At 72.4% G+C, this 22,968-nt stretch carries 20 protein-coding genes; 12 read left to right on the forward strand and 8 right to left on the reverse strand.

The window, feature by feature from the left end:
• Nucleotides 1-20: 20 nt before the first annotated feature.
• On the reverse strand, nt 21-650 hold the full coding sequence (locus ACBJ59_RS45605; RefSeq protein ID WP_375116331.1) for a TetR/AcrR family transcriptional regulator: 630 nt from the start codon (nt 648-650) through the stop codon (nt 21-23).
• 49 nt (nt 651-699) lie between these two features.
• On the opposite strand from ACBJ59_RS45605, the gene ACBJ59_RS45610 reads away from it, so the two are divergent.
• The 6 genes from ACBJ59_RS45610 to ACBJ59_RS45635 all read left to right on the forward strand — a co-directional run bounded on the left by ACBJ59_RS45610 (nt 700) and on the right by ACBJ59_RS45635 (nt 9,222).
• Nucleotides 700-1,653: an NADP-dependent oxidoreductase gene (locus tag ACBJ59_RS45610; protein ID WP_375116332.1), complete on the forward strand. Its 954-nt coding sequence runs from the start codon at nt 700-702 to the stop codon at nt 1,651-1,653.
• A gap of 37 nt (nt 1,654-1,690) precedes the next feature.
• A complete protein-coding gene (locus ACBJ59_RS45615) occupies nt 1,691-2,098 on the forward strand; it encodes a VOC family protein (RefSeq protein ID WP_375116333.1) in 408 nt (135 codons plus the stop codon).
• 94 nt (nt 2,099-2,192) lie between these two features.
• On the forward strand, nt 2,193-3,725 hold the full coding sequence (locus tag ACBJ59_RS45620) for a hypothetical protein (protein ID WP_375116334.1): 1,533 nt from the start codon (nt 2,193-2,195) through the stop codon (nt 3,723-3,725).
• A 44-nt stretch (nt 3,726-3,769) separates the two neighbouring features.
• Nucleotides 3,770-7,081 (forward strand): hypothetical protein, encoded by a 3,312-nt coding sequence (locus ACBJ59_RS45625; protein ID WP_375116335.1) that lies wholly within the window; start codon nt 3,770-3,772, stop codon nt 7,079-7,081.
• A gap of 104 nt (nt 7,082-7,185) precedes the next feature.
• On the forward strand, nt 7,186-8,313 hold the full coding sequence (locus ACBJ59_RS45630) for a hypothetical protein (RefSeq protein WP_375116336.1): 1,128 nt from the start codon (nt 7,186-7,188) through the stop codon (nt 8,311-8,313).
• Between the two features lie 120 nt (nt 8,314-8,433).
• Nucleotides 8,434-9,222 (forward strand): hypothetical protein, encoded by a 789-nt coding sequence (locus ACBJ59_RS45635; RefSeq protein ID WP_375116337.1) that lies wholly within the window; start codon nt 8,434-8,436, stop codon nt 9,220-9,222.
• A 57-nt stretch (nt 9,223-9,279) separates the two neighbouring features.
• Here ACBJ59_RS45635 and ACBJ59_RS45640 read toward each other — a convergent pair whose 3' ends face one another.
• From ACBJ59_RS45640 to ACBJ59_RS45660, 5 genes are all read right to left on the reverse strand, one after another.
• Nucleotides 9,280-10,008, reverse strand: coding sequence for a DUF4097 family beta strand repeat-containing protein (locus ACBJ59_RS45640; protein ID WP_375116338.1), 729 nt, complete (start codon nt 10,006-10,008; stop codon nt 9,280-9,282).
• Nucleotides 10,009-10,111: 103 nt separating this feature from the next.
• Nucleotides 10,112-10,951: an LLM class flavin-dependent oxidoreductase gene (locus tag ACBJ59_RS45645; RefSeq protein ID WP_375116339.1), complete on the reverse strand. Its 840-nt coding sequence runs from the start codon at nt 10,949-10,951 to the stop codon at nt 10,112-10,114.
• Nucleotides 10,948-11,793 (reverse strand): GNAT family N-acetyltransferase, encoded by an 846-nt coding sequence (locus tag ACBJ59_RS45650; protein WP_375116340.1) that lies wholly within the window; start codon nt 11,791-11,793, stop codon nt 10,948-10,950. Before ACBJ59_RS45650 ends, ACBJ59_RS45645 begins: the two co-directional genes overlap by 4 nt.
• 223 nt (nt 11,794-12,016) lie before the next feature.
• A complete protein-coding gene (locus ACBJ59_RS45655) occupies nt 12,017-12,367 on the reverse strand; it encodes an STAS domain-containing protein (protein ID WP_375116341.1) in 351 nt (116 codons plus the stop codon).
• A gap of 34 nt (nt 12,368-12,401) precedes the next feature.
• Nucleotides 12,402-13,838: an LCP family protein gene (locus ACBJ59_RS45660; RefSeq protein ID WP_375116342.1), complete on the reverse strand. Its 1,437-nt coding sequence runs from the start codon at nt 13,836-13,838 to the stop codon at nt 12,402-12,404.
• Nucleotides 13,839-13,919: 81 nt separating this feature from the next.
• On the opposite strand from ACBJ59_RS45660, the gene ACBJ59_RS45665 reads away from it, so the two are divergent.
• Nucleotides 13,920-14,936 carry a glycosyltransferase family 2 protein gene (locus ACBJ59_RS45665; RefSeq protein WP_364127751.1) on the forward strand — a complete coding sequence of 339 codons (1,017 nt, stop codon included), beginning with the start codon at nt 13,920-13,922 and terminating at the stop codon, nt 14,934-14,936.
• Here ACBJ59_RS45665 and ACBJ59_RS45670 read toward each other — a convergent pair.
• Complete coding sequence (locus tag ACBJ59_RS45670; protein WP_375116343.1) at nt 14,933-16,669, reverse strand: CDP-glycerol glycerophosphotransferase family protein; 1,737 nt, start codon at nt 16,667-16,669, stop codon at nt 14,933-14,935. The two genes, ACBJ59_RS45665 and ACBJ59_RS45670, sit on opposite strands and share 4 nt — an antisense overlap.
• A gap of 26 nt (nt 16,670-16,695) precedes the next feature.
• A complete protein-coding gene (locus ACBJ59_RS45675) occupies nt 16,696-17,970 on the reverse strand; it encodes an SDR family oxidoreductase (RefSeq protein WP_375116344.1) in 1,275 nt (424 codons plus the stop codon).
• Nucleotides 17,971-18,194: 224 nt separating this feature from the next.
• Here ACBJ59_RS45675 and ACBJ59_RS45680 point away from each other — a divergent pair, with 224 nt between their 5' ends.
• The 5 genes from ACBJ59_RS45680 (at nt 18,195) to ACBJ59_RS45700 (ending at nt 22,859) form a co-directional block, all read left to right on the forward strand.
• On the forward strand, nt 18,195-19,613 hold the full coding sequence (locus ACBJ59_RS45680; protein WP_375116345.1) for a CDP-alcohol phosphatidyltransferase family protein: 1,419 nt from the start codon (nt 18,195-18,197) through the stop codon (nt 19,611-19,613).
• Between the two features lie 11 nt (nt 19,614-19,624).
• Nucleotides 19,625-20,233 carry a DUF5941 domain-containing protein gene (locus tag ACBJ59_RS45685; RefSeq protein ID WP_375116346.1) on the forward strand — a complete coding sequence of 203 codons (609 nt, stop codon included), beginning with the start codon at nt 19,625-19,627 and terminating at the stop codon, nt 20,231-20,233.
• A 77-nt stretch (nt 20,234-20,310) separates the two neighbouring features.
• Nucleotides 20,311-21,045 carry a sugar phosphate nucleotidyltransferase gene (locus ACBJ59_RS45690; RefSeq protein WP_375116347.1) on the forward strand — a complete coding sequence of 245 codons (735 nt, stop codon included), beginning with the start codon at nt 20,311-20,313 and terminating at the stop codon, nt 21,043-21,045.
• Between the two features lie 28 nt (nt 21,046-21,073).
• Complete coding sequence (locus ACBJ59_RS45695) at nt 21,074-22,114, forward strand: iron-containing alcohol dehydrogenase family protein (protein WP_364127913.1); 1,041 nt, start codon at nt 21,074-21,076, stop codon at nt 22,112-22,114.
• Entirely contained in the window at nt 22,092-22,859 is a 768-nt protein-coding gene (locus ACBJ59_RS45700; RefSeq protein ID WP_375116348.1) for a CDP-alcohol phosphatidyltransferase family protein, read from the forward strand. The genes ACBJ59_RS45695 and ACBJ59_RS45700 overlap by 23 nt, the downstream gene beginning before the upstream one ends.
• The last annotated feature ends 109 nt before the right edge of the window (nt 22,860-22,968 follow it).

The raw sequence follows: 22,968 nt of genomic DNA on the forward strand, positions 1-22,968 counted from the left end.
GGCCAGGTTTCCACCAACGGTTACACCTGGTCCAACTGAAGAGGCAGCCGGACGGGCGGCGGGAGCGGCGCCGGGACGGGGTCGGCCCGGAACGACTGGATCATCAGGGCCGCGAAGCGGCGCGACGCCGCCACCCTCATCCGGGGTGACTCGGCGCGGATGCCTTCGTTCGCCATCAGCGCCAGGCTGATGTCCTCCAGCACGAAATCCTGCCGCAAGGAGCCCGCCTCCTTCGCGCGCCGCACCAGTTCGAGCAGCAGGCGCAGCGCGCGGTCGCGTTCGGCGGTGAAGTCGACCGCCTTGGGGAGGCGGGAGGTGAACGCGCGGGCGAAGCCCCGGTCGAGGGCGTGCATCTCCATGAGCTTCTCGATCACCAGGCAGAACCCGCGCCACGGGTCGTCCGCCGCCAGGCCCTTCGCCACGACCTCCGAGCAGAAGGCCAGCTGCTCGGAGAAGGCCTCGGTCAGCAGGGACTCCTTGGTCTGGAAGTGCCTGTAGACGGTCGCGACGCCGACGTCGGCGCGCCGGGCGATCTCCCGGATCGGCACGTCGAGGCCCTCGGCGGCGAAGGCCGCGCGAGCGACCGCGAGGATGCGTGCGCGGTTGTCGCGGGCGTCCGAGCGGAGACCCGTTATCACTTCGGCCGTCACCGCTCTCACTTTAGCCAAACGGACGGGGTGTCCCGTTACGGTCGGCCGCATGAGAGCAGTTCAGATCACCGAGTACGGCCCGCCCGGCGTCGTGCACGTCGCCGAGGTGGCGGAGCCGCACGCCGGACCGGGTGAGATCCGCATCTCCGTACGGGCCTCCGGGCTCTCGCCCGGGGAGGTGGCGATCCGGTCCGGGGCGCTGCGCGACGTGGTGCCCACGACGTTCCCGTACCGGACCGGGTTCGACGCCGCGGGTGTGGTGGACGAGGTCGGCGACGGCGTCACGGGCGTGGGCATCGGCGACGAGGTGTTCGGCATGACCACCATGGCCGCGCGCGGCGCCAACGCCGACTTCGCGGTCCTGGCCGCCTGGGCGCCCAAGCCGGAGGTGTGGAGCTGGGAGGAGGCGGGCGGCGCCGCGGGCAGCGTCGAGACGGCCACCCGGGTCCTCGACCGGCTCGAGGTCGGCCCCGGGCACACCGTGCTCGTCCAGGGGGCGGCCGGTGGGGTGGGCGCCGTCGCCGTCCAGATGGCCGTCGCCCGCGGTGCCACCGTCATCGGTACGGCGAGCGCGCACAACCACGACTTCCTGCGCTCCCTCGGCGCCGAGCCGACGACGTACGGGCCGGGGCTCGTCGAACGGGTCCGAGCACTCGCGCCGGGCGGGGTGGACGCCGTGTTCGACTGCGCCGGAGGGGCGGTGGCCGATCTGGTGGCCATCGCCGGGGACCCGGCGCGCGTGGTGACGATCGCGCCCGACTTCACCGCGGCGGCCCACGGCGTGCACATGTCGCACGGCGCGCCGGCCGACGAGACGGGCGCGGCCGTGGGGGCCCACGCCGATCCGCTGGCCTTCCACAGCCTGGAGATCGCGGTCAGGCTGGCTGGCGAGGGGCGGCTGCGGGTGCCGGTCGCGGCGGCGTTCCCGCTCGCCGAGGCCGCGGCCGCGCACGAGCTGAGCCAAACCCGCCACGCCCGCGGGAAGATCGTCCTGGTGGGCTGAGCGACCGCACGTCAGCGGCCAGCCGTAGAGTCCGACCATGACGGATGAGCCCGCCTCCGGTTCGTTGCACCATGTCGAGATCTGGGTCCCCGACCTGCGGCAGGCCCTGGTCGGGTGGCAGTGGTTGCTCGAAGCGCTCGGTTACACGCTTCACCAGGACTGGGAGGGGGGCCGTAGCTGGCGGTTGGGGGCAACGTACCTGGTGTTCGAGCAGTCGCCCGCGCTCAGCGCCGACCGGCACGATCGCCTCCGGCCGGGGCTGAACCACCTGGCCTTTCACGTGGAGAGCCGGGAGCGGGTCGACGCCCTCGCCGAGCGCGCGGCGGCGTACGGGTGGACGTTGATGTTCCCCGAACGGCACCCCTACGCGGGCGGGGAGCGGCACTATGCCGCCTACCTGGAGGACGCGGACGGGTTCGAGGTGGAACTGGTCGCGGCGCGATGACCTTGGCCGCCCCGGAAACCGCTGGCGCGAACCCGGACGACTGCGGCATCATGGCGCCCATGATCTATGGGAAGGGCGGCCACCGCCCCAGCCGGTGAACCCCGGCACGAGGAAGCTGAGCGACGACGACCGGCTCACCTTCCTGGCACACGCGATCTCCATGTCCTCCCTGTACGGCCCCGGCCCCTGGCCGCAGCATGCCCAGGAGTTGCCGGACGAGCCCCCTCGCCCGGACGACGGCAGGCCGTACATCTCCACCACCGTCATGGACGGCATCAGGACCCACCACCTCTCCGCCCAGTCGGAGCCGGCGGGCGCCGTCACCGAGGTCGCCGGCCTGCTGCAGTCCGGTGCGCCGTTCGCCGCGTTGCACGAGCGGCTGTCGCAGGGCTCGGCGCTGGCGATCTGCGACGACCTCATACGCGAGCTGGCAAGCCGGAAGGTGCCCGTGAGCAGGGCCTACGAGGCAGGCCGGTGGCTGGCCGAGCACGGCACCCACCGCGAGGCCACCAAGATCGGCATCGTGCTCGTCGGCGCCTGCGGCGGCGAGCCGGACCGGGAGCTGCTGCTCCTGCTCGGAACGCTGGAGGAGTTCACCCTGTACGCCGCCGTCGCCCTCCTGCGCACCCAGCCGGACCGGCAGCGAGCCGTGTACGAGCTGGCCAGGCGCGTGACGGGCTGGGGCCGAATCCACGCCGTCGAGCGGCTCGAAGGCTGCGACGACCCGGAGGTCAGGGCCTGGCTGCTGCGGGAGGGCTTCCGCAACGACATCATGAACGCCTACCTGGCCCCGCTCGCCGCCACCACCGGCGACCTCTACTCCGCGCTCCTCGACCCCGAGCCGGACGAGGCGCTGGTGGACGGCGCGGGCGGCATCCTGGCCGCGCTCGTCACGGGCGAGGGCGGCCCCGTCTCCGGGATCAGCGCCTACGACGACGCCGTGCCCGCCCTGGACCGCTACGCCGGCCTCGCCGAGACCCGCACCGCCACGCTGCGCCGTCTAGGCGGCCTGCTGACCATCCTGGAGGGCCTGCGCCGGCCGCCCTCGGACGGGTACGGCTGGCGCGACGGCGACCTGGCCGCGCTGCGCCGGCGTTACGAGGAGGTCGTCGGGCAGCGGCGCTGGTCCGAGCTGGCGCTGGCCGGTGTGGCGGACCCGGCGGCGGAGGACTTCGGCTCCGCGCTGCACTGCGCGACCAGGCTCGGACTGCCGGTGCTCCCGCAGGTCATGGCCCGGCTGCGGGTCGACCCCCGCGACAGTTTCGCCTGGTACGAGGTGACCCGCCTGGCCGAGCCGACCGTGCTGGTCGAGCTGGCCGAGGAGCTGCTGCCGATGGACAGCCTGGCCAACGGGCCCGGGGACCGGATCTTCGGGGACGGTCACGAGCGCGCGCTGGAGCCGGTGGTCGAGAAGCTGGGGTCGAGTCCGGGCACGGGGCTGTCCCTGCTCCGGGTGGCGCTGCGCAACAGGGTGGTCAGGCTCCGGCGGAGCGCGGTGCGGGTGCTGGCGGCGTGGCCGGACGTGCCGGGGGAGGCCGTCGCGTGGGTGCGCGCGGCGTACGAGGTGGAGCCGGACGAGGAGCTGCGCGGCGACATGCGCGCCTTCCTCGCCGGCACCCGACGATGAGCGACGCACGATGACGCACGATGACGAACGGAGGCGAGGCGGCCATGCCTGACATTTCCGCAGATGAACTGCTCAACGAGGTGGAGCCGCTGTCCCACGGGCAGCGGTGCCGCCGCCTGGCCGAGTACGCGCGGGATCTTTCCGGCCGGCCGGAAGCCCTGCGCGCGCTCCTGGACGGGCTGGCCGGGCACGGCCAGTACGAGCGCTTCCTCGGCGTGCGGCTGGCCGCGATGGCGCGGGAGGTCGCGCACGTCACTCGTGCGATGACCGACCCGGACATGGACATATCCCGGTACGCGATCAGCCACGCCGTCAGGCTCGGCGCCCCCGACGACGCCGTCCTGGAGATCGCCCGCACCGCCCCCGCCACCCACCGCGTGGCCGTCTACCAGGCCATCAGGCGCAACGGCCGCAGCGACCTGGCCGAGCTGCTGATCGACGAGGTACGCGGGCGATGGGGCGACCGCGAGGCCGCCGGCCTGCTGGTGATGTGCCCGGCGGAGGTGGTCGCGGCCCGGCTGGCCGGCCTCGCGCACGCGGTGCCGAACTGGGGCGCCCTGGCCAAGCGGCATCCGCTCACCGTGCTCGACCACGCCGCGTCGGTGCTGCCCGAGCTGCCGCGCCAGCTGCGGCGGGCGTGGTGGTTCGCGCTCGGCCCGGGGATCGAGGCCGCCGCCGAGCACGCGCCCGAGCGGGTGATCGAGCTGCTGGAGCACCACTGGGCCGGCCGGAGCTGGCGGTGCGCCGGGCGGCTGCTGGACGCGGATCCGGTGCGTACGCTGGCCCTCTACCTGGCCCCGGGGCGGCGGCCGGAGCTCGCCGGGCTGCTCAGGCGGCGGCCGGTACGCGACCGGCTGGCCGCGCTCCCGGACGCCCGGCTGGCCGAGCTGGGCCGGGCGGTGCGCGACGACGAGGACGCGCTGATCGACCTCCTGCGGTCGGTGCCGCCCAGCCGCCGGGACACCGTGTTCACCGCGACGATGGAAGGCGTCGACCTCTCCCAGGCGCTGCTCTCCGAGGACCTGCTGAACGTCCTGCCGCTGCGCCGCCGGGTCGCGGAGGCCCGCCGCATGCTGGGGCTGCGGGTCATCGCCGAGGATCCGTACCGCAGCCTGGAGCTCGCCGCCTTCCTCCCGTACGACGAGGCGGAGCCCGTCCTGCGGGCGGCGACCCGCCGATCCGAGGGGTTCGACCGGGCCAACGGCTACGTCCACCTGGTCGCCTGCGCCGGGCGCGGCCGCGACCCCGAGATCGTCACCCGCCTGGCCGACGCGCTGGGCCGGCTGCGCAACGAGCAGGACCCGGTCCGCCTCGCCGCCGCCCAGGCGCTGGGGCGGCTCCCGTCCCAGCTCTTCCTGGCCGCCCACGTGCCGTTCCTGGACCGGCTGGTCGAGGACGCGCTCGCCGCCCGCGACTGCTCCCACCCGACGCGGCTGGCCCTGGCCCGCCTGGCCGCCCAGGTGTTCGAGCAGGGCGCGCGGCAGGACGACGCGGCCCTGCTGGACTACGCCCTGCGCGTCTCCGAGCGGCTGGCCGGTCACGTGGGAACGGTCTCGCTCGGAGAGCTGACGCGGGTGCTCAGGCGCGGCCAGGAGGCCGTGCTGGTGCGCAGGCTGGCTCCGTTCCTGGCGGCGGGGGCCGACCGCGACCGGCACGAGCTGGCCTTCCTGCTCGCCGCGGCGCTCGGCCGGCGCGGGCATGACCTGCCGGAGTTGCAGCGGGCGCTCGAACGCGCGGTGCACGCCACCAGCCAGACGGTCGCGGCCCGGGCGATCGGCCTGTGGCTGGAGCCGCCGCGCACCAGGGGCGAGCGGGTGGCGGCGCTGCTGGCCGCGGATCCGTCCGTGGTGGTGCTCGGGCCGGTGTTCGACGTGCTGGTGTGGCAGCGTACCGACCTGCTGGAGGCCGTGCTGGGGCGGCGGAACCCGGTGGGGCGGTTCGCCGGCAGCGGTGTGCGGCAGGTGCGGTCCGCCCCGCGCCAGGCCGTCCAGCGGTGGACGGCGCGGCAGCGCGAGGCGTACCGGCGGCTGATGGAGCGGGTGGCGAACGACGGCCGGGTGCCCATGCACGAGCGTGAGCAGGCCGTGCGGCGGTTGGGCGAGGTGCCCGCGATCGAGGCCGCGCGGCTGCGGCCGTACCTGGACTCGGGGGAGGCTCCGCTGCGGCGGGCGGCGCTGACCGCGCTGCCGTGGACGGCGCGCCCGCAGGAGGTGCTGGCCGACCTGCTCGCGCACGCGGGCGGGGGCGACGCGCACGTGGCGGTGTACGCGGCGACGCGGGCGGCGCGTTTCGTGCGGCCCGCCGAGCTGGCGGCGGCCCTGGCACCGGTGCTGGCCGGCGGCAAGGTCACCGCCCGCAAGGAGGCGGTCCGGCTGCTCGCCCGGCACCGCGCGCCCGACGCGATGCGGGTGCTGCGGGAGCTCTGGGACGCCGACGGGGAGCACAAGGACGTCCGGGTGGCGATCGTGTCGGCGGTGCTGGGCCTGCTCGCCGAACCGGGGGCCTGGGAGGTGCTCCGCGCCGCGGTGGCGGCCGACCGGGGGACGGAGGCGGCGGAGCTGGTGGGTCCCGTGCTCGGCACGCAGCCCCTGGCGGTGCCGGAGCGGTGGCGGGAAGCGTACGGGGAGCTGGTCGTCACCGCCTCCCGCTCGCCCGACCTGCGTACCCGGCTGCCCGCGGTCCAGACGCTGCCCCGCTGGATCGCCTACGCGCCGGGCGCCGTGGAGCGGCTGGCCGAGATCGTCTGCGACCTCGGCGAGACCGCGGACTGGCGGCAGGCGACGAGCGGGCTGGTGAGCGGGGCGTGTTCCGGGGTCGGGCTGGGGGAGCTGCGGGAGGCCGTGCGCACGCTCGCCGCCGCGCCCGGCGAGCCCGACGCCGGTCCCGACCGCGACCGCCCGGCCTACCAGCGGCTCGCGGCCGTCGTGGCGTACCTGCGCCTGTGGCGCCGGGTGGAGCGTGAGCCGATGGGGGCGGTCGTGCGGGAGGTGGCGGGCGAGCTCCCGCCGGACCTGGTGGCCGAGCTCCTGGCCGCGACCGTCGACTGGGACGACGCTCCCCGCGACGTGCTGGAGCGGCTGGTGCGGACGGTCCCGGGAGTGCTGGCGGCCGTCGAGACCGGCGAGGCGCTCGGGGAGTCGGCCGAGCACGTACCGGCCGAGCTGGTGCTGCCGCACGCCGCGTGGCTGGCCGCCGAGGGGCAGGTGGGAGCGCTGCTCGCCACGGCACTGGCGGCGACCTGCGGGCCCCGGTCGGGGTGGGCGGCGCCGTGGCGGGAGCTGCTGCGGGGCGTCCGCGCGAGCGGCTTCCCCGAGGCCGCACACCAGGCCCTGCGGGTCAGGACGGCGGAGGAGTAGTTCGGCGCCGCTTAACCGACAGTTCAGGAAATTGTCAGACATCTCCGCAAAGCCGGGATACCGTCTCGTTTCGGTGTGATCACTGACTATCGAAGGACGGTTACATGCGCAAGGTCCTGACGCTCACCCTGGCCGCCACCTCCACCCTCGCCCTCCTGACCGCCCCGGCCACGGCCGCCGACCGTCCAGGAGGGCTCCCGGCGGAGATCTACGGCGGCGCCTGGACGGCCGGCCACGTCCAGGGCATGGCCATCGACCGGCGCAAGGGGTTCATGTACTTCTCCTTCACCAACCTCCTCGTCAAGACCGACCTGCGGGGCAGGCTCGTCGGCTCGGTGGCCGGTTTCACGGGTCACCTCGGCGACCTGGACCTCAACCCCCAGGACGGCCGCGTGTACGGGTCGCTGGAGTACAAGGAGCAGGAGTCGTTCTACATCGCGATCTTCGACGTGGACCGCATCACCGCCCCGGACATGAACCCTGCCGACGTGATGAGGACGGTCTACCTCAAGGAGGTCGTGGCCGACTACGCCGCGGACATGAACGGGGACGGCAAGTTCGACGGCAACGTCGCCGACACCCCCGACCACCGCTACGGCTGCAGCGGCATCGACGGCGTCTCCTTCGGCCCCGAGTTCGGCAGCAAGCACGGCAGGCAGAGGCTCACGGTGGCCTACGGCGTCTACTCGAACGTGGGCCGCCAGGACAACGACCACCAGGTCCTCCTCCAGTACGACATCCAGCAGTGGAAGAAGTACGAGCAGCCGCTCACCGAGAGCGCCCCGCACAAGAGCGGCCCCGAGCGGGTGGACGGCAAGTACTTCGCCTACACCGGCAACACCACGTACGGCGTGCAGAACCTCGAGTACGACGAGCACACCGGCAACTGGATGATGGCCGTGTACAAGGGCGCCAAGCCGCAGTTCCCCAACTACACCTTCTTCATGGTGGACGGCGGCGCGCCGCCCAGGACGGGCGAGATCGCCGGCCAGCCCCAGGCCGAGCGCGGCAAGCTCCTCACGCTGGCGCCGGGCGGTCTCCAGGACGACGCCACGGGCGTGCGGGGGTGGCAGTTCACGGGCGAGTACGGCCTGATCTCGCTGGGCGGGGGCCGCTACTACGTGGCCAAGGCCGGCAAGGTCACCGAGGACGGCGTCTCCAAGCACACCGGGCACGCGCAGCTCTACCGCTGGACCGGCCAGTCGCCGACCCCCTTCGAGCGCGTCGGCTGAATCCGGCCGCCAGCGGCTGGCCAGTAATGGCTGTTAGGGTCGTCCCTTACCTGGAACGAGTAAAGAAGCCTGCATCGGAGGGTCATGCGGACCTCAAGGAAGATCGCGATCATCACGTCCGTGCTAGCCGGGGTAGCCGCCCCGGTGGCGGGGGTGGCGCCGGCGGCCGGTGCGCAGGCGGCGCCGGCTTGGGTCGCCTACCACGGGGTGAGCGCCGAGCAGAGCGTCGAGCGGGTGCGCCGGCTGAAGGACCAGGGTTTCCGGCCGATCACGGTAAACGTTTCCGACGGCGAGCGGTACGCGGCCGTGTGGGTCAAGGACGGCTCGTCCACCGAGTGGGGCATCTGGCAGGGCATGTCGGCCGGCGGCTTCCAGAAGCGGTTCGACGCCGGGGTGAAGGAAGGGGCCCAGCCGATCTCGGTCTCCGCCACCGGCCCGGCCGACTCGCCGGTGTTCACCGCCGTCTTCGAGAAGAGGAGCGGCGCCTTCCTCGCCAGGTCGGGCCTCACGCCCGACCGCTTCGCCGCCGTCAACAAGGAGGCCACCGCCAAGGGGCTCGCGCTGACCTCCGTGGACGCGTACGGCACCCCGGGCGACATCCGGTACGTCGGCGTGTGGAGCGCCAACACCGGCGGCGCCTGGTACTACACCTACGGCAAGAGCAGGCAGCAGCACGAGGCGGAGTTCTACGCCCGCAAGGACAAGGGCTACCGGCCGGTCAGGGTGGCCGTGGCACCCGACGGCACGTACACGGCGGTGTGGCGCAAGGACGGGCTCAAGTCCTGGGCCCACTACGTGGACATGAGCTCCTCCGGCTACCAGAAGAGGTTCGACGACCTCAAGGCCAAGGGGCTCCGGCCGGTGCAGGTCAACGCGGAGAACGGTAAGTACACCGCGATCTGGCAGTAGGGCGGGCGGGTGGGTGCGGCGGGCCGCTGACCGGCCCCGCACCCTCCGTCATCTCCGTCATCTCCGCAGGATCCGCACGTCGCCCGACGTGCTGCGGGCGGTGATCGTGCCGGCGCTTCCGGCGTCGTGCCGGACCTCGGTGCGCTCGCTGCCCTCCTTGCTGCTCGCCGTCACCGCGTACGTGCCGGAGGGCACCCGCGCTGTCACCCTCCCGTCGCGGGACTGCAGGTCGAGGGTGGCGGGCCGGCCGGCGAACGACACGTCGATCGCGCCGTCCGAGGTGCGGCACCTGACGTAGGCGGACTTCAGGCCCTCGCCCGTGATCGGGCCTTCGCTGCGCAGCCGCAGCCGGCCCGACGCGCCCGTCACCTGGATGCGGTCCCGGCTGGAGACGTCCACGTCCTGGGTGAGGCCGTTCAGGATGACGCCGTCCGCCGCGTCGACCGACAGCCGCACTCCTGGCGGGACCTTGACGTGGTAGCGGGCACCGCAGTCACCGAGGACCATGTTGCAGTCCGCGCTGAGCCTCAGGGTGCCGTCGCGCAGCGACCAGGCCGGATCGTCGGTGACGGCCTTGCCCTTCAGCCAGCGTTCCACCTGTACGGTGCCGCCGGTGCCGGGCACGACGCGTACGCCGCCGAGCGAGGAGCTGATCGTCAGGGCTGTCCCGGTGAAGGGGAACGACTGGGCGGCGTGGACCTCTTCGGCCGTCAGGTCCACGCCGCAACCGCCGGTCGCCACTGCCAGGAGCGCCGCGCATGCCGCTGATGCCGCGAATTGCCTCATGCCCACGATCGTGGCCGAGCGCGGCCCGGCGGCCATCGGTCATCCGGCCGACCCGCCATCGGCCGTTCGGCCGGATCCTCCCGGGATTCCCCGGCGCCCCGGGTCACAGGGCCGAGAGCAGCGCCTCCACGTGCCGGAGCGGGTCGGTGCCGAGCGGCCGCACCGCCACGGTGTCGGCCCCCGCCGCCCAAAGGCTCTTGACCTGCGCCGCCGCCTCCTCCGGAGTCCCGGTCGCCATGACCACGTCCTCCGGCGCGACCCCCAGGAAGCCCGCCTGCCCCTCCACCATCGACCGGGTGACCTCGCCGGTGTCCGGCCCGGTGTGCAGGTAGGTGAAGACCACCAGCTCGTGGTCCTCGCCCCCGCCGATCCGCTCGATGATCCCGGGCAGGTCGGCGGGCCCGACGCCCTCGGGCACGATCGTGCCCTGGGCCACGCGGCCCGACAGCGCCAGCGAGCGCGGGCTCTTCACCCCGGCCAGCACCGGCGGCGCCACCGCCGGCGGGTGCACCAGCGACACGCCGTCCAGGTGGACCGCCCGGCCGTGCAGGGTGACCGTCTCGCCGCGCAGCAGGGCGCGTACGGACGTGATCGTCTCCTCCAGGAGGGCGAGCGGCGACGGCACGGCGGCGCCCACCTGGCGCATCCACTCCTGCACGCCGTGCCCGATCCCGGCCGCCAGCCGCCCGGGATGCACGCGCTCCAGGTTCGCCAGCTCCATCGCCAGCAACATCGGGTTGCGCAGGGGCGCCGGCGTGATGCCGATGCCGACGCGCAGCCGCGAGGTGGCGGCCAGCGCCAGGGCCGCCGCCGAGATGCCACCGGTCCAGCCCAGATCCTCCACGACCCACAGGTCCCCGACGGTCGTCTCGTCGAGCGCCTTCGCGAACGGGACGAGCTGCTCGGGCGGCAGCCCCCGGTCGAACATGACTCCCAGTCTCACGATGCCCTCCAGTAATAGCGGAACAGCCGGCCGGTCTCCGAGTATCCAGCACGCCGGAACGCGTCGGCGGTCGGGACGTTGGCGAGGTCGGTGGCGGCCACGATGCGCTGCACGCCGGCCTCGGCGAGCGTGCGGGTGCCCCGGGCCAGGAGGTCGTTGACGTAGCCGCGGCCGCGGTGCTCGGGCATGACGCCGATGTAGGCGATGGAGTGGTCGTCGGGGGCCACCAGGCCCACGGGGGAGTCATCGAGATGGCCGATGACGAACCAGTCGGGCTTGGCCTTGCGGTTCATCAGGTCGTCGTACATCCACCGGGCCTCCTTCTCGGCGCCCGTCGTCGCCACCTCGACCCGGGTGTCGTGGTCGAGGGAGCCCTCGGAGATGCGTACGAGGATGTCGATCACCTCGGAGGGGTCCATGCGGCGCGCGGGCCGGTAGGTCAGCCTGCCCGGATCGTCGGGGATGTCGCTGCCGGCCACCCATTCGAGCAGCAGCCGCTCCACCTCCATCGTGAACCCGGCCCCGATGAGGGCCTCGTGCTCGACGGCGCGGTCGACGACAGGGGCGAGCCCGGGCGGGAGCGAGATGTCGTGGATTATCTTGGTCAGCCCCATCTCGTCCAGGCTGCGGCGCAGCAGTCCGGCGGCGGCGACGGGGTCGGGGCCCGGGTCGAACTGCCAGACGATCACCGGCTCCGAGCCGGCGAAGGGCGCCCAGTACGCGAGCCGGGCCGGCCCTTCCGCGAAACACCACTCAGGCCGGCTCCTGCCCTCGTCGAAGGCGGACCTGAGCTGAGAGCGCGCGGGCTCGGGGAACTGCTCGAACAACGTGAAAGCCTCCACACGTGAGGGGGCTCTCCCGCGACTTTCAGAGGGTCGTGGGGAGGTGTGCCCGCGATGACACGACCATGTTCTCGCACACCTCCGGCCTTTTGCGCCGCTCGATTCAGACGGCATTCAGACGGTACTCAAGCGGCATTCCGGCAGCCACCACGACGGCACTCGGACGGCACTCAGGCCGTACTCGGACGGCATTCAGCCGGGATTCGGGCGGGCCCTTCCCGACTCAGGCGGCGGCGTCGCCGAGGGCCGCGCGCGCCTCGTTCAGGGAACCGCTCGTCTCGAAATGCCGGTCGAGGTTCGTGATCGTCAGCAGATGGCGGATCATGCCGGGCGCGAGCACCAGGATCATGCGGCCGTTCATGTGCTGGACGTGGTTCAGCGTGGCCACGAGCACCCCGAGCCCGACGGAATCGCAGAACGGCACCTCGGTCAGGTCCACCACCACGTTGAGCGGGTCGGCGGCGGCCAGAGCCTGTTCCAACTCCGCCCGCAGTCTCGGAGCGCCGGCAACGTCGAGATCGCCCACGACGTGCAGCACTGTACAGGGGTCCTCCCGCCAACACCTGACCACCATGGGCCTCACCTGCCCGATACCCAGATAGTTATACCTATTTCTTACATATGTTCTGCATTGCCGTTTTGGTCGTTGGTGTAACGCTGGGCTTGGCGGATGGGGTGGTTGTCGCCGATTGTTTCCCGATTTTCGGCTGGTCGCTGCCGAGGATCACCTCGATGCCCTTGATGTCCACCTTTCGAAGCTCCGCCCCGGGAATGGCGGTGGCGACGACCTTCGCCGAAGCCTCCAGGCCCTCGCCGTAGCGGATGATGGTCTTCCTGTAGTCCTTCTTGCTGGTGTTCCCCGGCTCGCCGGGCACCTTGAACCCTGATTCGACCAGCGCCGTCTTGGCCCGCGCGGCCAGGCCGGTGATCAGGGTGCCGTTCTTCACCTTGAGCGAGATCTGGCCGGGCGCGATCGGGGACGGCTTGTTCGACGGCGTGGCGGAGGCGGTCGGGGTGGGCTTGGCCGGGTCCTGGTCCGCGTTGATCTTCGCGAACAGGTCGCGCGCCGCCTGCTTGTCCCACAGGACCGCCGACTCGCCGGTGGGCGTCTTGAAGTCCACGTCGGACAGCGGCACCTCGGCGAACTTCACGTCGCCGAGCGAGACGTCCCGCAACTGCGTGGCCAGCCCGATCAGCCCGTCGTCGGGGTCGACCTTGACCGTGCTGAGCGTCGAGTTGACGAACGAGGCCAGCTTGCCCGGGTTGGCCAGCGTGTCGGCGCTGAGCGCCCGGTTGAGCAGGGCCGAGATGACCTGCTGCTGCCGGTCGATGCGGTCGAGGTCGGCGCGGCCGGTGGCGCGCGTGCGGGCGTAGCCGAGCGCGCGCACGCCGTCGAGCTGGTGGGTGCCGGCGGGCAGGTTGAGCGCGATCTTGGTGTCGTTGATCGGCACGGGCGTGCAGACGGTGACCCCGCCGAGGGAGTCGACGACGTCGATGAAGCCCAGGATGTTGACCTCGATGTAGCGGTTGATCTGCAGCCCGGTGGCCGCCTCCACGGTCTGCTTGGCGAGCTTGGGCCCGCCGAACTGATACGCGGAGTTGATCTTGTGGTCGCCCTTGCCCGGGATCGTCGTCCAGGTGTCGCGCGGCAGGCTCACCACGGTGACCTTCTTGTGGTCCTCCGACAGGTGGATGACCATCATCGTGTCGGTGCGCTGGCCGGACTCGCGGCCCAGCTTGAGCCGGTTCTGCTGCTGGCGGGTGAGGTCGTCGCGCTTGTCGACGCCGACCAGCAGGATGTTCTCGGCGCCCTTGGACGAGGCGGTCACGCCGGCGTCGACGGTGCCGATCTGGCGCGGGGTCGCCCACACCACGCCCGTCGTGACCAGCACCCCGGTGGACAGGAAGCCGGCCACCAGCACGTTGCGGCGGCGGGCCCTGGCGCTCCTGCGCGGCTTGCGGGTGCGGGCGGGTGCGAGCTTGACGCCACCGTAGGCGTCGCCGCCCACGAGCACACCGCCGTCCTCCTCGGCCGGGTCGCGCATCCCGTCCCCCTTTTGTCACCCCGGAGGATCAAGCTTTCGATTGCCCTCCTCCCCTGGTCGTACAGTAGCGTGAGCCCCGCCATGAAGCAGTTCCCCGACTCGCCGCACGCGCCCGCGGAGACGCGCGGCTGGCCCCCCATCTCCGTCGTCATGCCGGTCCTCAACGAGGAGCGGCACCTCCGCGAGGCCGTCGACCAGGTCCTCGCCCAGAGCTACCCCGGTGAGATCGAGGTCGTTCTCGCCGTGGGTCCGTCCCAGGACCGCACCCAGGAGGTCGCCGACGCCATCGCGGCGGCCGACCGCCGGGTGACGGTCGTGCCCAACCCGACAGGCCGCACCCCCAACGCCCTCAACGCTGCCATCGCCGCCTCGCGCAACGGCATCATCGCCAGGGTGGACGGGCACGCCATGCTGCCCTCCGACTACCTGCGCGTCGCGGTCGAGACGCTGGCGGAGACCGGTGCCGACAACGTGGGCGGCATCATGGCGGCCGAAGGGATCACGCCCTTCGAGCAGGCGGTCGCCTGCGCCATGACGTCCAAGATCGGTGTGGGCGCCGCCGCCTTCCACGTGGGCGGCACCGCCGGTCCCGCCGACACCGTCTACCTCGGCGTCTTCCGCCGCTCGGCGCTCGACCGGGTCGGCGGCTACGACGAGCACTTCCAGCGGGCCCAGGACTGGGAGATGAACCACCGCATCCGCCAGAGCGGCGGCCTGGTGTGGTTCCAGCCGCGCATGCGGGTCTCCTACCGGCCCCGGCCCAACGTGAAGGCGCTGGCCAAGCAGTACTTCCACTACGGCCGCTGGCGCCGCGTGGTCTCGCGCACCCACGAGGGCACGATCAACCTGCGCTACCTCGCGCCGCCCGCCGCCGTGCTGGCGATGCTGCTCGGGCTGGTCGTCTCGCCGTTCTTCCCGCTCGGCCTGATCGTGCCCGGCGGCTACGCGCTGGCCATCGTGGCGGGCTCGGCGCTGACCGGCGGCGGGCTGCCCATGAGCGCGAAGCTGCGGCTGCCGCTCGTGTACGCGACGATGCACTGCTCCTGGGGCTGGGGCTTCCTCACCAGCCCGAAGAAGCTGGCCAGGCCACCCGGTTAGGAGCCCGAGAAGACCCGCTCGACGGCGGCGTCGAAGCGGGTCAGCGCGTCCGGATACTCCGGCCCGAACAGATAGCTCCGCAGCTTGACCCTGGCCCTGGCCAGGGTGTCCTCCCCGTCCAAGAACTCGGCGAGGCCCGACAAGTCCTCGCCGAGCAACACCCCCGCCTCGGTGCTCGGGTAACGCTCGTAGAAGGCCCGCTCGGGCAGGCCCGAGACGTTCGTCACCGCGTACGGCTTCTCGCTGGCCAGGAAGTCGGCCACCACGCTGGAGATGTCGCTGATCAGCAGGTCGCACTCGTTGAAGCAGTCGTAGAGGTGCGGCTCCGGCCCGGTCACGATCAGGTGCCTGATCCGCGGCTCCGTCCCCTCCGCGCGCGACGGGTGGCGGGCCTTCGACTTGGCCAGCTCCGCCGCCTCGATCATGGCCACGATCTTCCGGTGCGCCCGGAGGGCGCTCTTGGCACGGTGGCCGGTGAGCGGGTGCGGCTTGTAGATCACCCGCAGCGGCGGCCGGTGGTCCAGCAGCGCCCGCACGAGGCGCGGGCCCATGGTGATCAGCGAGGTGTGGAACAGGTCGTCGTTCCAGCCCTCCCAGGTGGGGGCGTACAGCACGGTCCGGTACGGCAGCCCCGGCCCCTCCGTCGAGATGCCCTCCAGCTGCGGCCGCCCGACCTCGTGGATGTTCTCGTCCCGCACCCCCACCTTGGCCCGGCGGTACCGGTCGCGCCCCGCCGGCCCGGCCACCCACACCTCGTCGTAGACCCGGGAGAACGGGTTGAACGACGCCTCCTTGTCGCTGTCGCCGTGGTTGAGGAACGCGCTGCGCAGGGTCGGGATGCGCAGCATGTGGACGTTCCTGCCGACGTTGGAGACGTACAGGCAGAGCCGGGCGTTGGCCAGCGCGCGGAAGCTCATCAGGTCGGCCGACGACGGGATGCACAACATCGGCAGCCTGGTGGACTCCAGGTGCCTGGCCATGCCGCGCTCGCGCAGGACGACGATCGCGCGGCGGTTGATGCGCTCCAGCGTGGGCAGCCACATCCTGGCCTGGTAGGCGGCCGCGGTGGCGCCGGAGAAGTACAGGATGACCTCGGGCTTGTACCTCTCGACCTGCTCGCCCACGACCTCCAGGACCCTGGCCGTGTCGGTGAGCGGGGCGGCGCGCCGTACGTACGGGATGAGCGCGAGCGCCCCCGCCAGGCCCGCCACGAGCGCCAGTCCCGCGCCGAGCGTGGCCGCGACGGGGCCGAGGACCGCGCCGAGCACCGGCAGCACGTCCACGAAGAGGAAGGGCAGGCTGCGGGCGTCACGCAGCGGCGGGGGCGGCATCTTGGGGATGCGCAGCGCGGAGACGTCGAGGTTGCGGGTCGTCACCGGCATCATGCTGAGCATCTGCCGCAGCCGCATGGCCAGCCCGGTGTGCAGGGCCCGCACCGCGTGGATCGCGAGCACCCCGGCCGCCAGCGCCACGAACCACGGCGAGTCGGCCCCCGCCGTGCGCGCCACCAGCAGCAGCGCCATGGTCTCCCGGGCCGCGAAGCGCAGCGTGGTGCCCAGATGTACCTTGCCGAGCAGCTCGGGGAGCGGCCGGGCGGCGTGCGGGGCCACGCACTCGATGGCGTACGAGGCCACGGCGGCCACCCCGAACAGCAACGGCGCCGGCCAGAGCGCCGCCACCAGCAGCAACGGGTAGCAGCCGAGCAGTGCCGCGATCACGATGAGTCTCCTCATGCGATCGCACGGTAACAACCCCCAGGTCAAGCGCCGTCAACGCGCACGTCTATGACTTGCCCTGATAGGTCGGAGATGAGGATGTCCAGCGAGGTCTGCGCGACCCGGAGCGGAGACGCGCCGGTATTGATGCAGTTGACCCGGATGCCGTCGGCGGCCCATTCGACGGCCAGCGCCCGGGCCAGCGCGGCCACCGCCGCCGCGCCGGAGGCGTGCAGGGCGCCCGAGCCGGGCGGGACCTGCAGCAGCAGGCTCCCGCGCAGGTGCGGGCGGGCGGCGCGGGCCACGTTGAGCGCGCCGAGGTGGCCGGCGCCGACCACGTCGGCGACCGTCTCGCCGCTCGCCTCCGCCAGGCCGGCCGTGTGGCCCGCGCCCGCCGCGACCACCACGTGGTCGGCCCCGCCCACGTCGTCCAGCGCCTTGGCCACCGAGTCGAAGTCCTCCACCCGCACGCCGTCGGCCCTGGTCAGGACGTGCACCCTGGCGCCGTGACCGGCCGCGACCCCGGCGATCTCCGAGTCGCCGAGCACCACGACGACCTGCCCGGCCAGCGTGCTCGCGTCGCCGGGCGGCACGGGGACGGGGAGCCGGAGGAGCAGCTCCGCGATGTGCAGGTCGCCCGGATGGGTGACCTTGATGTTGTGCTCGCTGCCCTGGACCAGGTGGATCGGCACCTCGGGCAGGTAGCGCAGCACCACCCCGCAGTCGTCGGTGGCCGGGAGTCCGGCGAAGCCGGGGTCGGCCATGGCCCGCTCGTACGCCTGGCGGATCACCGAGAGCCGGAAGCACTGCGGGGTCTGGCTGCGCCGCAGCCGCGACCGGTCCAGCACCTCGCCGATCACCTCGCCGCCCGCTTCCGGGGCCGCCACCAGGACCGTGTCGGAGCTCGGGATCGCCACGTTGACGGCCTCGTGGATCTCCAGGGCCCTGACACACTCCGTGATGATCCGGGGCTCCAGGAGGGGGCGTACGGCGTCGTGCAACAGCACGTTGCACTCCTCGGTCCCGAGCGCGCCCAGCGCCCGCCACGTGCTCTCCGTACGGCTCGCGCCGCCGTCCACGACCTGGCTGACCTTGCGATATCCGCCCCTGGCCACGATCTCGCGCACCCGGTCGGCGTATCCGGGCGTCATCAGCACCACGATCTCGTCGATCTCCGGCGCGCCCTCGAACACGGCCAGCGAATGCTCGATGATCGTCCGCCCCGCCACCTCGATGAGCTGCTTGGGCGTGCCAAGCCCGACCCGCTGCCCCACGCCACCCGCGAGGAGCACCCCAACCGACCGCAGCCGTGCGTCCATACCGGCAGCGTAATGGAAAGCCCCTGCTCAACCGGATGCTCCCGGGCTCACGGAGCCCGGCCCCTGCGCGGAGTCCGGCGATCGGGGCGGTCCGGGCACACCGGGCAGACTTGCCGGCAGCGTAACGGTGCTGCTCCGTGATATCGCGTTGACCTGTCGCTACGCTGTGTCTACGTACCCCCCAAGTCCACGTGCTCCACCCCGACCGGGAGGAGACCGGCGCTTTGCCCGACTCACTGACCCGCGAAAGCACGACCACGTCGGTCGTGCTGCTCGCCACCACACCGGCCTGCCGGCTCCACAGCGGCGACGGCACGCTGCTCGACCGGCTCCACGACCAGATCACCTCGCTGCCCGTCCGTGAGGTGCTGGTGCTGAACGCCGGCGGCGGCCTCGGGGCCGACCTGCGCGGCGTCGCCAAGATCGCGCGTACGACGACGGGCGCCGTGGCCGTGCTGCCCGCCGACCTGGTGGCCCACACGGAGGCGCTCGCGCTGCTGCTGGAGCATCCCGCGCGCGACACCGCCGCGCTGATCGCCCACGACGCCGCCGCCACGCCCATGCGTCCGCCCGTACGCGTCGAGGGCGGCCGGATAGTCGCGGCGGGCAGCTCCTTCCACCTCGTCCCCGAGGCGAACGCCACGTTCAGGGGCGTGCTGCAGACGGGGGAGGCCGACCTGGCCTCGCTGGCCGACATCGCGGAGGAGCTGGCCGAGCTGGCCGACACGGGCAAGCTCGGCCCCGTCACGCCGGTCGAGGCGGTGGACCTGCTGCTGGTCGGGCTCGTCAGGTCGGGCGTGACCGTGCGGGCGGCCGCGATCGGGCCGCTGCACGCCGACCGGGTGACCGGCCAGAACGCCGCCGACGCCGCCGTCACCCGGCTGGCCGAGGTCGACGAGGCCAGGGTCCGGCTCGACACCTCGGTCAAGGCGGACGACGGCTTCTTCACCACCTTCTTCGTCTCCACCTGGACCCGCCACCTGATCAAGCCCGCCGTGCGGCTCAAGATCGCGCCCAACACCGTCACCGGCGTCTCGGCCGGGCTGGCGCTGCTGGCGGCGGTCTGGTTCTCGGCCGGCACCCAGGGCGGGCGGCTGGCCGGGGCCGTGCTGCTCTACCTGTCGTTCGCGCTCGACTGCCTCGACGGGCAGCTGGCCCGCTACACGCGCGCGTTCTCGCCGCTGGGCGCCTGGGCCGACGGCATGTCCGACCGGCTCAAGGAATACGCCGTCTACATCGGCCTGGCCTTCGGCTTCGGCGGCACCGACATCTGGTACCTCGCCGTGGCCGCGATGATCCTCCAGGTCGTCAGGCACGCCATCGACTACACGTACGCGGGGGCCCAGGCCGACGCCGCCCGCGTCGGGGCCATGTGGGGCCGGCCCGCGCGCTCCCTGCTGGAGTCCAGGGACGCCCGCCGCGACCACGGCGGCGTGCTCCGGTTCGCCCAGCGGCTCGAACGCGACACGATCGCGCGCTGGCTGAAGAAGATCGTCGTGCTGCCCATCGGCGAGCGCACGGCCCTGATCGCGGTCACCGCCGCCGGCTGGAACGCCCGGGTCACGTTCCTCGCCCTGCTCTGCTGGGGCGGCGTGGCGGCCCTCTACCAGCTCGCCGGACGGATCGCGAGGTCGGCAAGGTGATTTCGGTCCACATGACACCCGTCCCCAACAGCACGGTCGTGGCCTACCGCGACGACGGGCCGCTCTCGCGGGCCATGGGCCTGCTCGTGGCCGGGCAGCTCCCGCCGCTGCCCCCGGTGATCGCCGGCACGTTCGTGACGGGCGTGCTGCTGATGATCGGGGTGGCCGGGTCCGACGGCCTGGCCGTGTTCGCGCCCGCCGTGACGCTGCTGCTGGCCGGGCCGGGCAGCACCCATCCGCACGACGGCCGGTTCGACTGGCTCGTGCCGCCGATCCTGCGGCTCATCGAGTACACCTTCATCGCGGCGGTGGGGTTCGCCCATCAGGTGCACCCCGTGTTGATCTTCTTGCTCCTCGGCGCGCTAGGCTTCCACCATTACGATCTGGTCTACCGGTTGCGCCAGCGCGTCTACCCGCCGCCGTGGCTCGCCACGGCGGGGCTCGGCTGGGACGGCCGGATGATGGTGGTCTCGCTGGCCGCCCTGTCGGGATGGCTGACCGGCGGCTACGTCGTGCTCGCCGCCTACCTGTGGGGGCTGTTCGGCTGGGAGAGTCTGACCTGCTGGCTGGCCGCGCCCCGATCCGGGGTGGAAGCGACCGATATGGGAACGCAAGACTAACGCCGGATTACCCGCACGGGGTCCAAAGACGAATACTCTTTGGGCCAACGGAGTCATGCTCGACTGAGGAGTGCACGTTGCTGGGAATGGTTCTGGCCGCTGGGGCCGGACGACGCCTGCGGCCGTATACCGACACGCTGCCCAAGGCGCTCGTGCCGGTCGACGGCGAAACCACGATCATGGACATCTCGCTGCGTAACCTCGCCGAGGTGGACCTGCGGGAGGTCGTGGTCGTCGTCGGTTACGCGGCGCAGGCCGTACACGATCGCAAGGACGACCTCGAGAGGCGTCACGGCGTCAAGCTCACCCTCGTGCACAACGACAAGGCCGAGGAGTGGAACAACGCCTACTCCCTGTGGTGCGCCCGCGACTACTTCTCCCAGGGCGTGCTGCTGGTCAACGGCGACACCGTGCACCCGGTCTCGGTCGAGAAGACGTTGCTGGCCGCCCCGGAGACGAGCGACATCCTGCTGGCCGTCGACAACGTGAAGCAGCTGGCCGACGAGGAGATGAAGGTCACGCTCTCGCCCGAGGGGTCGCTGCGCCGCATCACCAAGCTCATGGACCCGGCGGAGGCGTACGGCGAGTACATCGGGGCCACCCTCATCCGGCCGGGCGCGGCCGAGGGGCTGGCCGACGCGCTGCGGACGACGTTCGAACGCGACCCGCAGCTCTACTACGAGGACGGTTACCAGGAGATGGTCGACCGCGGCGAGCTGATCCACGCCGCGCCCATCGGAGAGGTCGACTGGGTCGAGGTGGACAACCACGACGACCTGGCCAAGGCCCGCGCCATAGCCGTTCACTACTGAGGGGGCGCGGATGCCGCTTCTAGCGAGGATGTTGCCGGCGCCGCTGACCATGGACGTCAGGCGTGGCGCGGTGGCCCAGCTCGGCGCCCTGCTGGCCGACAGCCGCGTGGCGACCTCCGGCAGGGTCGCGGTGGCCGTCGGCCCCGGCCAGGGCGACCACATCGAGAGCCTCATCGCGCCCACGCTGGGCGAGGCCGAGGTGTTCAGGGTGGCCGACGGGACGGTCGACGCGGCCGTCTCCCTCGGCGCCGACCTGCGCAAGGCGGCCTATGAGGTGGTCGTGGGCGTCGGCGGCGGCAAGACGATCGACGTGACCAAATACGCCGCCTCGCTGGCCGGCATCCCGATGGTCGCGGTGGCCACCAACCTCTCCCACGACGGCATCTGCTCGCCCACGGCCTCCCTGGTCTACGAGGGCGGCAAGGGCTCGTTCGGGGTGCCGATGCCGCTGGCCATCCTGGTCGACCTCGACTTCGTGCACAACGCGCCGGAGTCGCTGGTCCGGGCGGGCGTGGGCGACGTGGTCAGCAACCTGTCGGCCATCGAGGACTGGCAGCTCGGCAACGTCGAGCGCGGCGAGCCCATCGACGGGCTGGCCTGCTCGATGTCCCGCACCGCCGCCGAGGCGCTCATCGGGCGCACCGACTCCATCGAGTCCGACGCGTTCCTGACCGTGCTGGCCGAGTCGCTGATCCTGTCCGGCATGTCGATGGTCGTCGCCGGCTCGTCCCGGCCCGCCAGCGGTGGAGACCATGAGATCCTTCATGCCGTGGATCAGCTCTTCCCCGGCACCTCCAACCACGGCGAGCTCGCCGGCATCGGCGCCGCCTTCTGCTTCTTCCTCAGGGAGGACGACGCCCGCGTCAAACAGGTCGTCAACTGCCTGCGCAGGCACGAGCTGCCCGTCGTCCCCGCCGACATCGGGCTGAGCCCCGAGCAGTTCGCCGAGGTCGTCGCGCTGGCCCCGGCCACCCGTCCCGGCCGTTACACGATCCTGGAGCACCTGCGCATGCAGGATTCCGAGATCCGCGATCGGGTGGGGGACTATGTCCGCGCCTTCGGTAGCTGAGCTGCGGCAGGTGGCCCAGCCGCCGGGCCACCTGGAGCGCAGGAACGGCGAGCACTGGGCGGGCGTGCTCTACATGCGCCGCCTGTCCATCTACGTCACCTGGTTGATGACCAAGACGCCCGTCACGCCCAACCAGCTCACCTGGGTGATGACGGTGGTGGGCGTCGCGGCCGGGTTCGTGCTGGCCCTGCCGGGGCTCTGGGCGGCGGTGCTGGCCGCTCTGCTCATCCAGGTCTACCTGCTGCTCGACTGCTCCGACGGCGAGCTGGCCCGCTGGACCGGCAAGACGTCGCTGGCCGGCGTCTACCTCGACCGGGTGGGCGCCTACTTCGCCGAGGCCGCCGTGCTGGCCGGGCTGGGCTGGCGCGCCTCGGAGGTGCTGCCCGACTGGTACACCGTGTTCGGGTTCGCCGCCGCGCTCGGCGCCATCCTCATCAAGGCGGAGAGCGACCTGGTCGAGGTGGCCCGGGCGAAGGGCGGGCTGGGGGCCGCGACCGAGGCGTCGGCCGTGCAGTTCAGGTCCGGGCTGCTGGGCCTGGGCCGGCGGGTGCTGGCGGCGACGAAGTTCCACCGGATCGTGCAGCCGATCGAGCTCTCGCTGCTCGCGCTGGGCACCGCGGTGATCGACGCGGTGGCCGGGAACATGACGGCCACCAGGGTGCTCGTCGTGGCCTGTTTGCTCGCCGCCGCCGTGCAGACCGTGCTGCACCTGATCAGCATCATGGCATCGAGGCGACTTGCTTGACCTCAGGTCGGAACCGAAGGTGGGCGTCGTCCGTCGTATTGATCGGACGTCCGCCGTTCGGTGGGGGTTCACTGTCGGTTCCGATACGCTTAGCTTCACCATCCAGACC

Origin of the sequence: Nonomuraea sp. MTCD27, from assembly GCF_041950495.1 — a bacterium.
In the GTDB taxonomy this organism is placed as follows: Bacteria; Actinomycetota; Actinomycetes; order Streptosporangiales; family Streptosporangiaceae; genus Nonomuraea.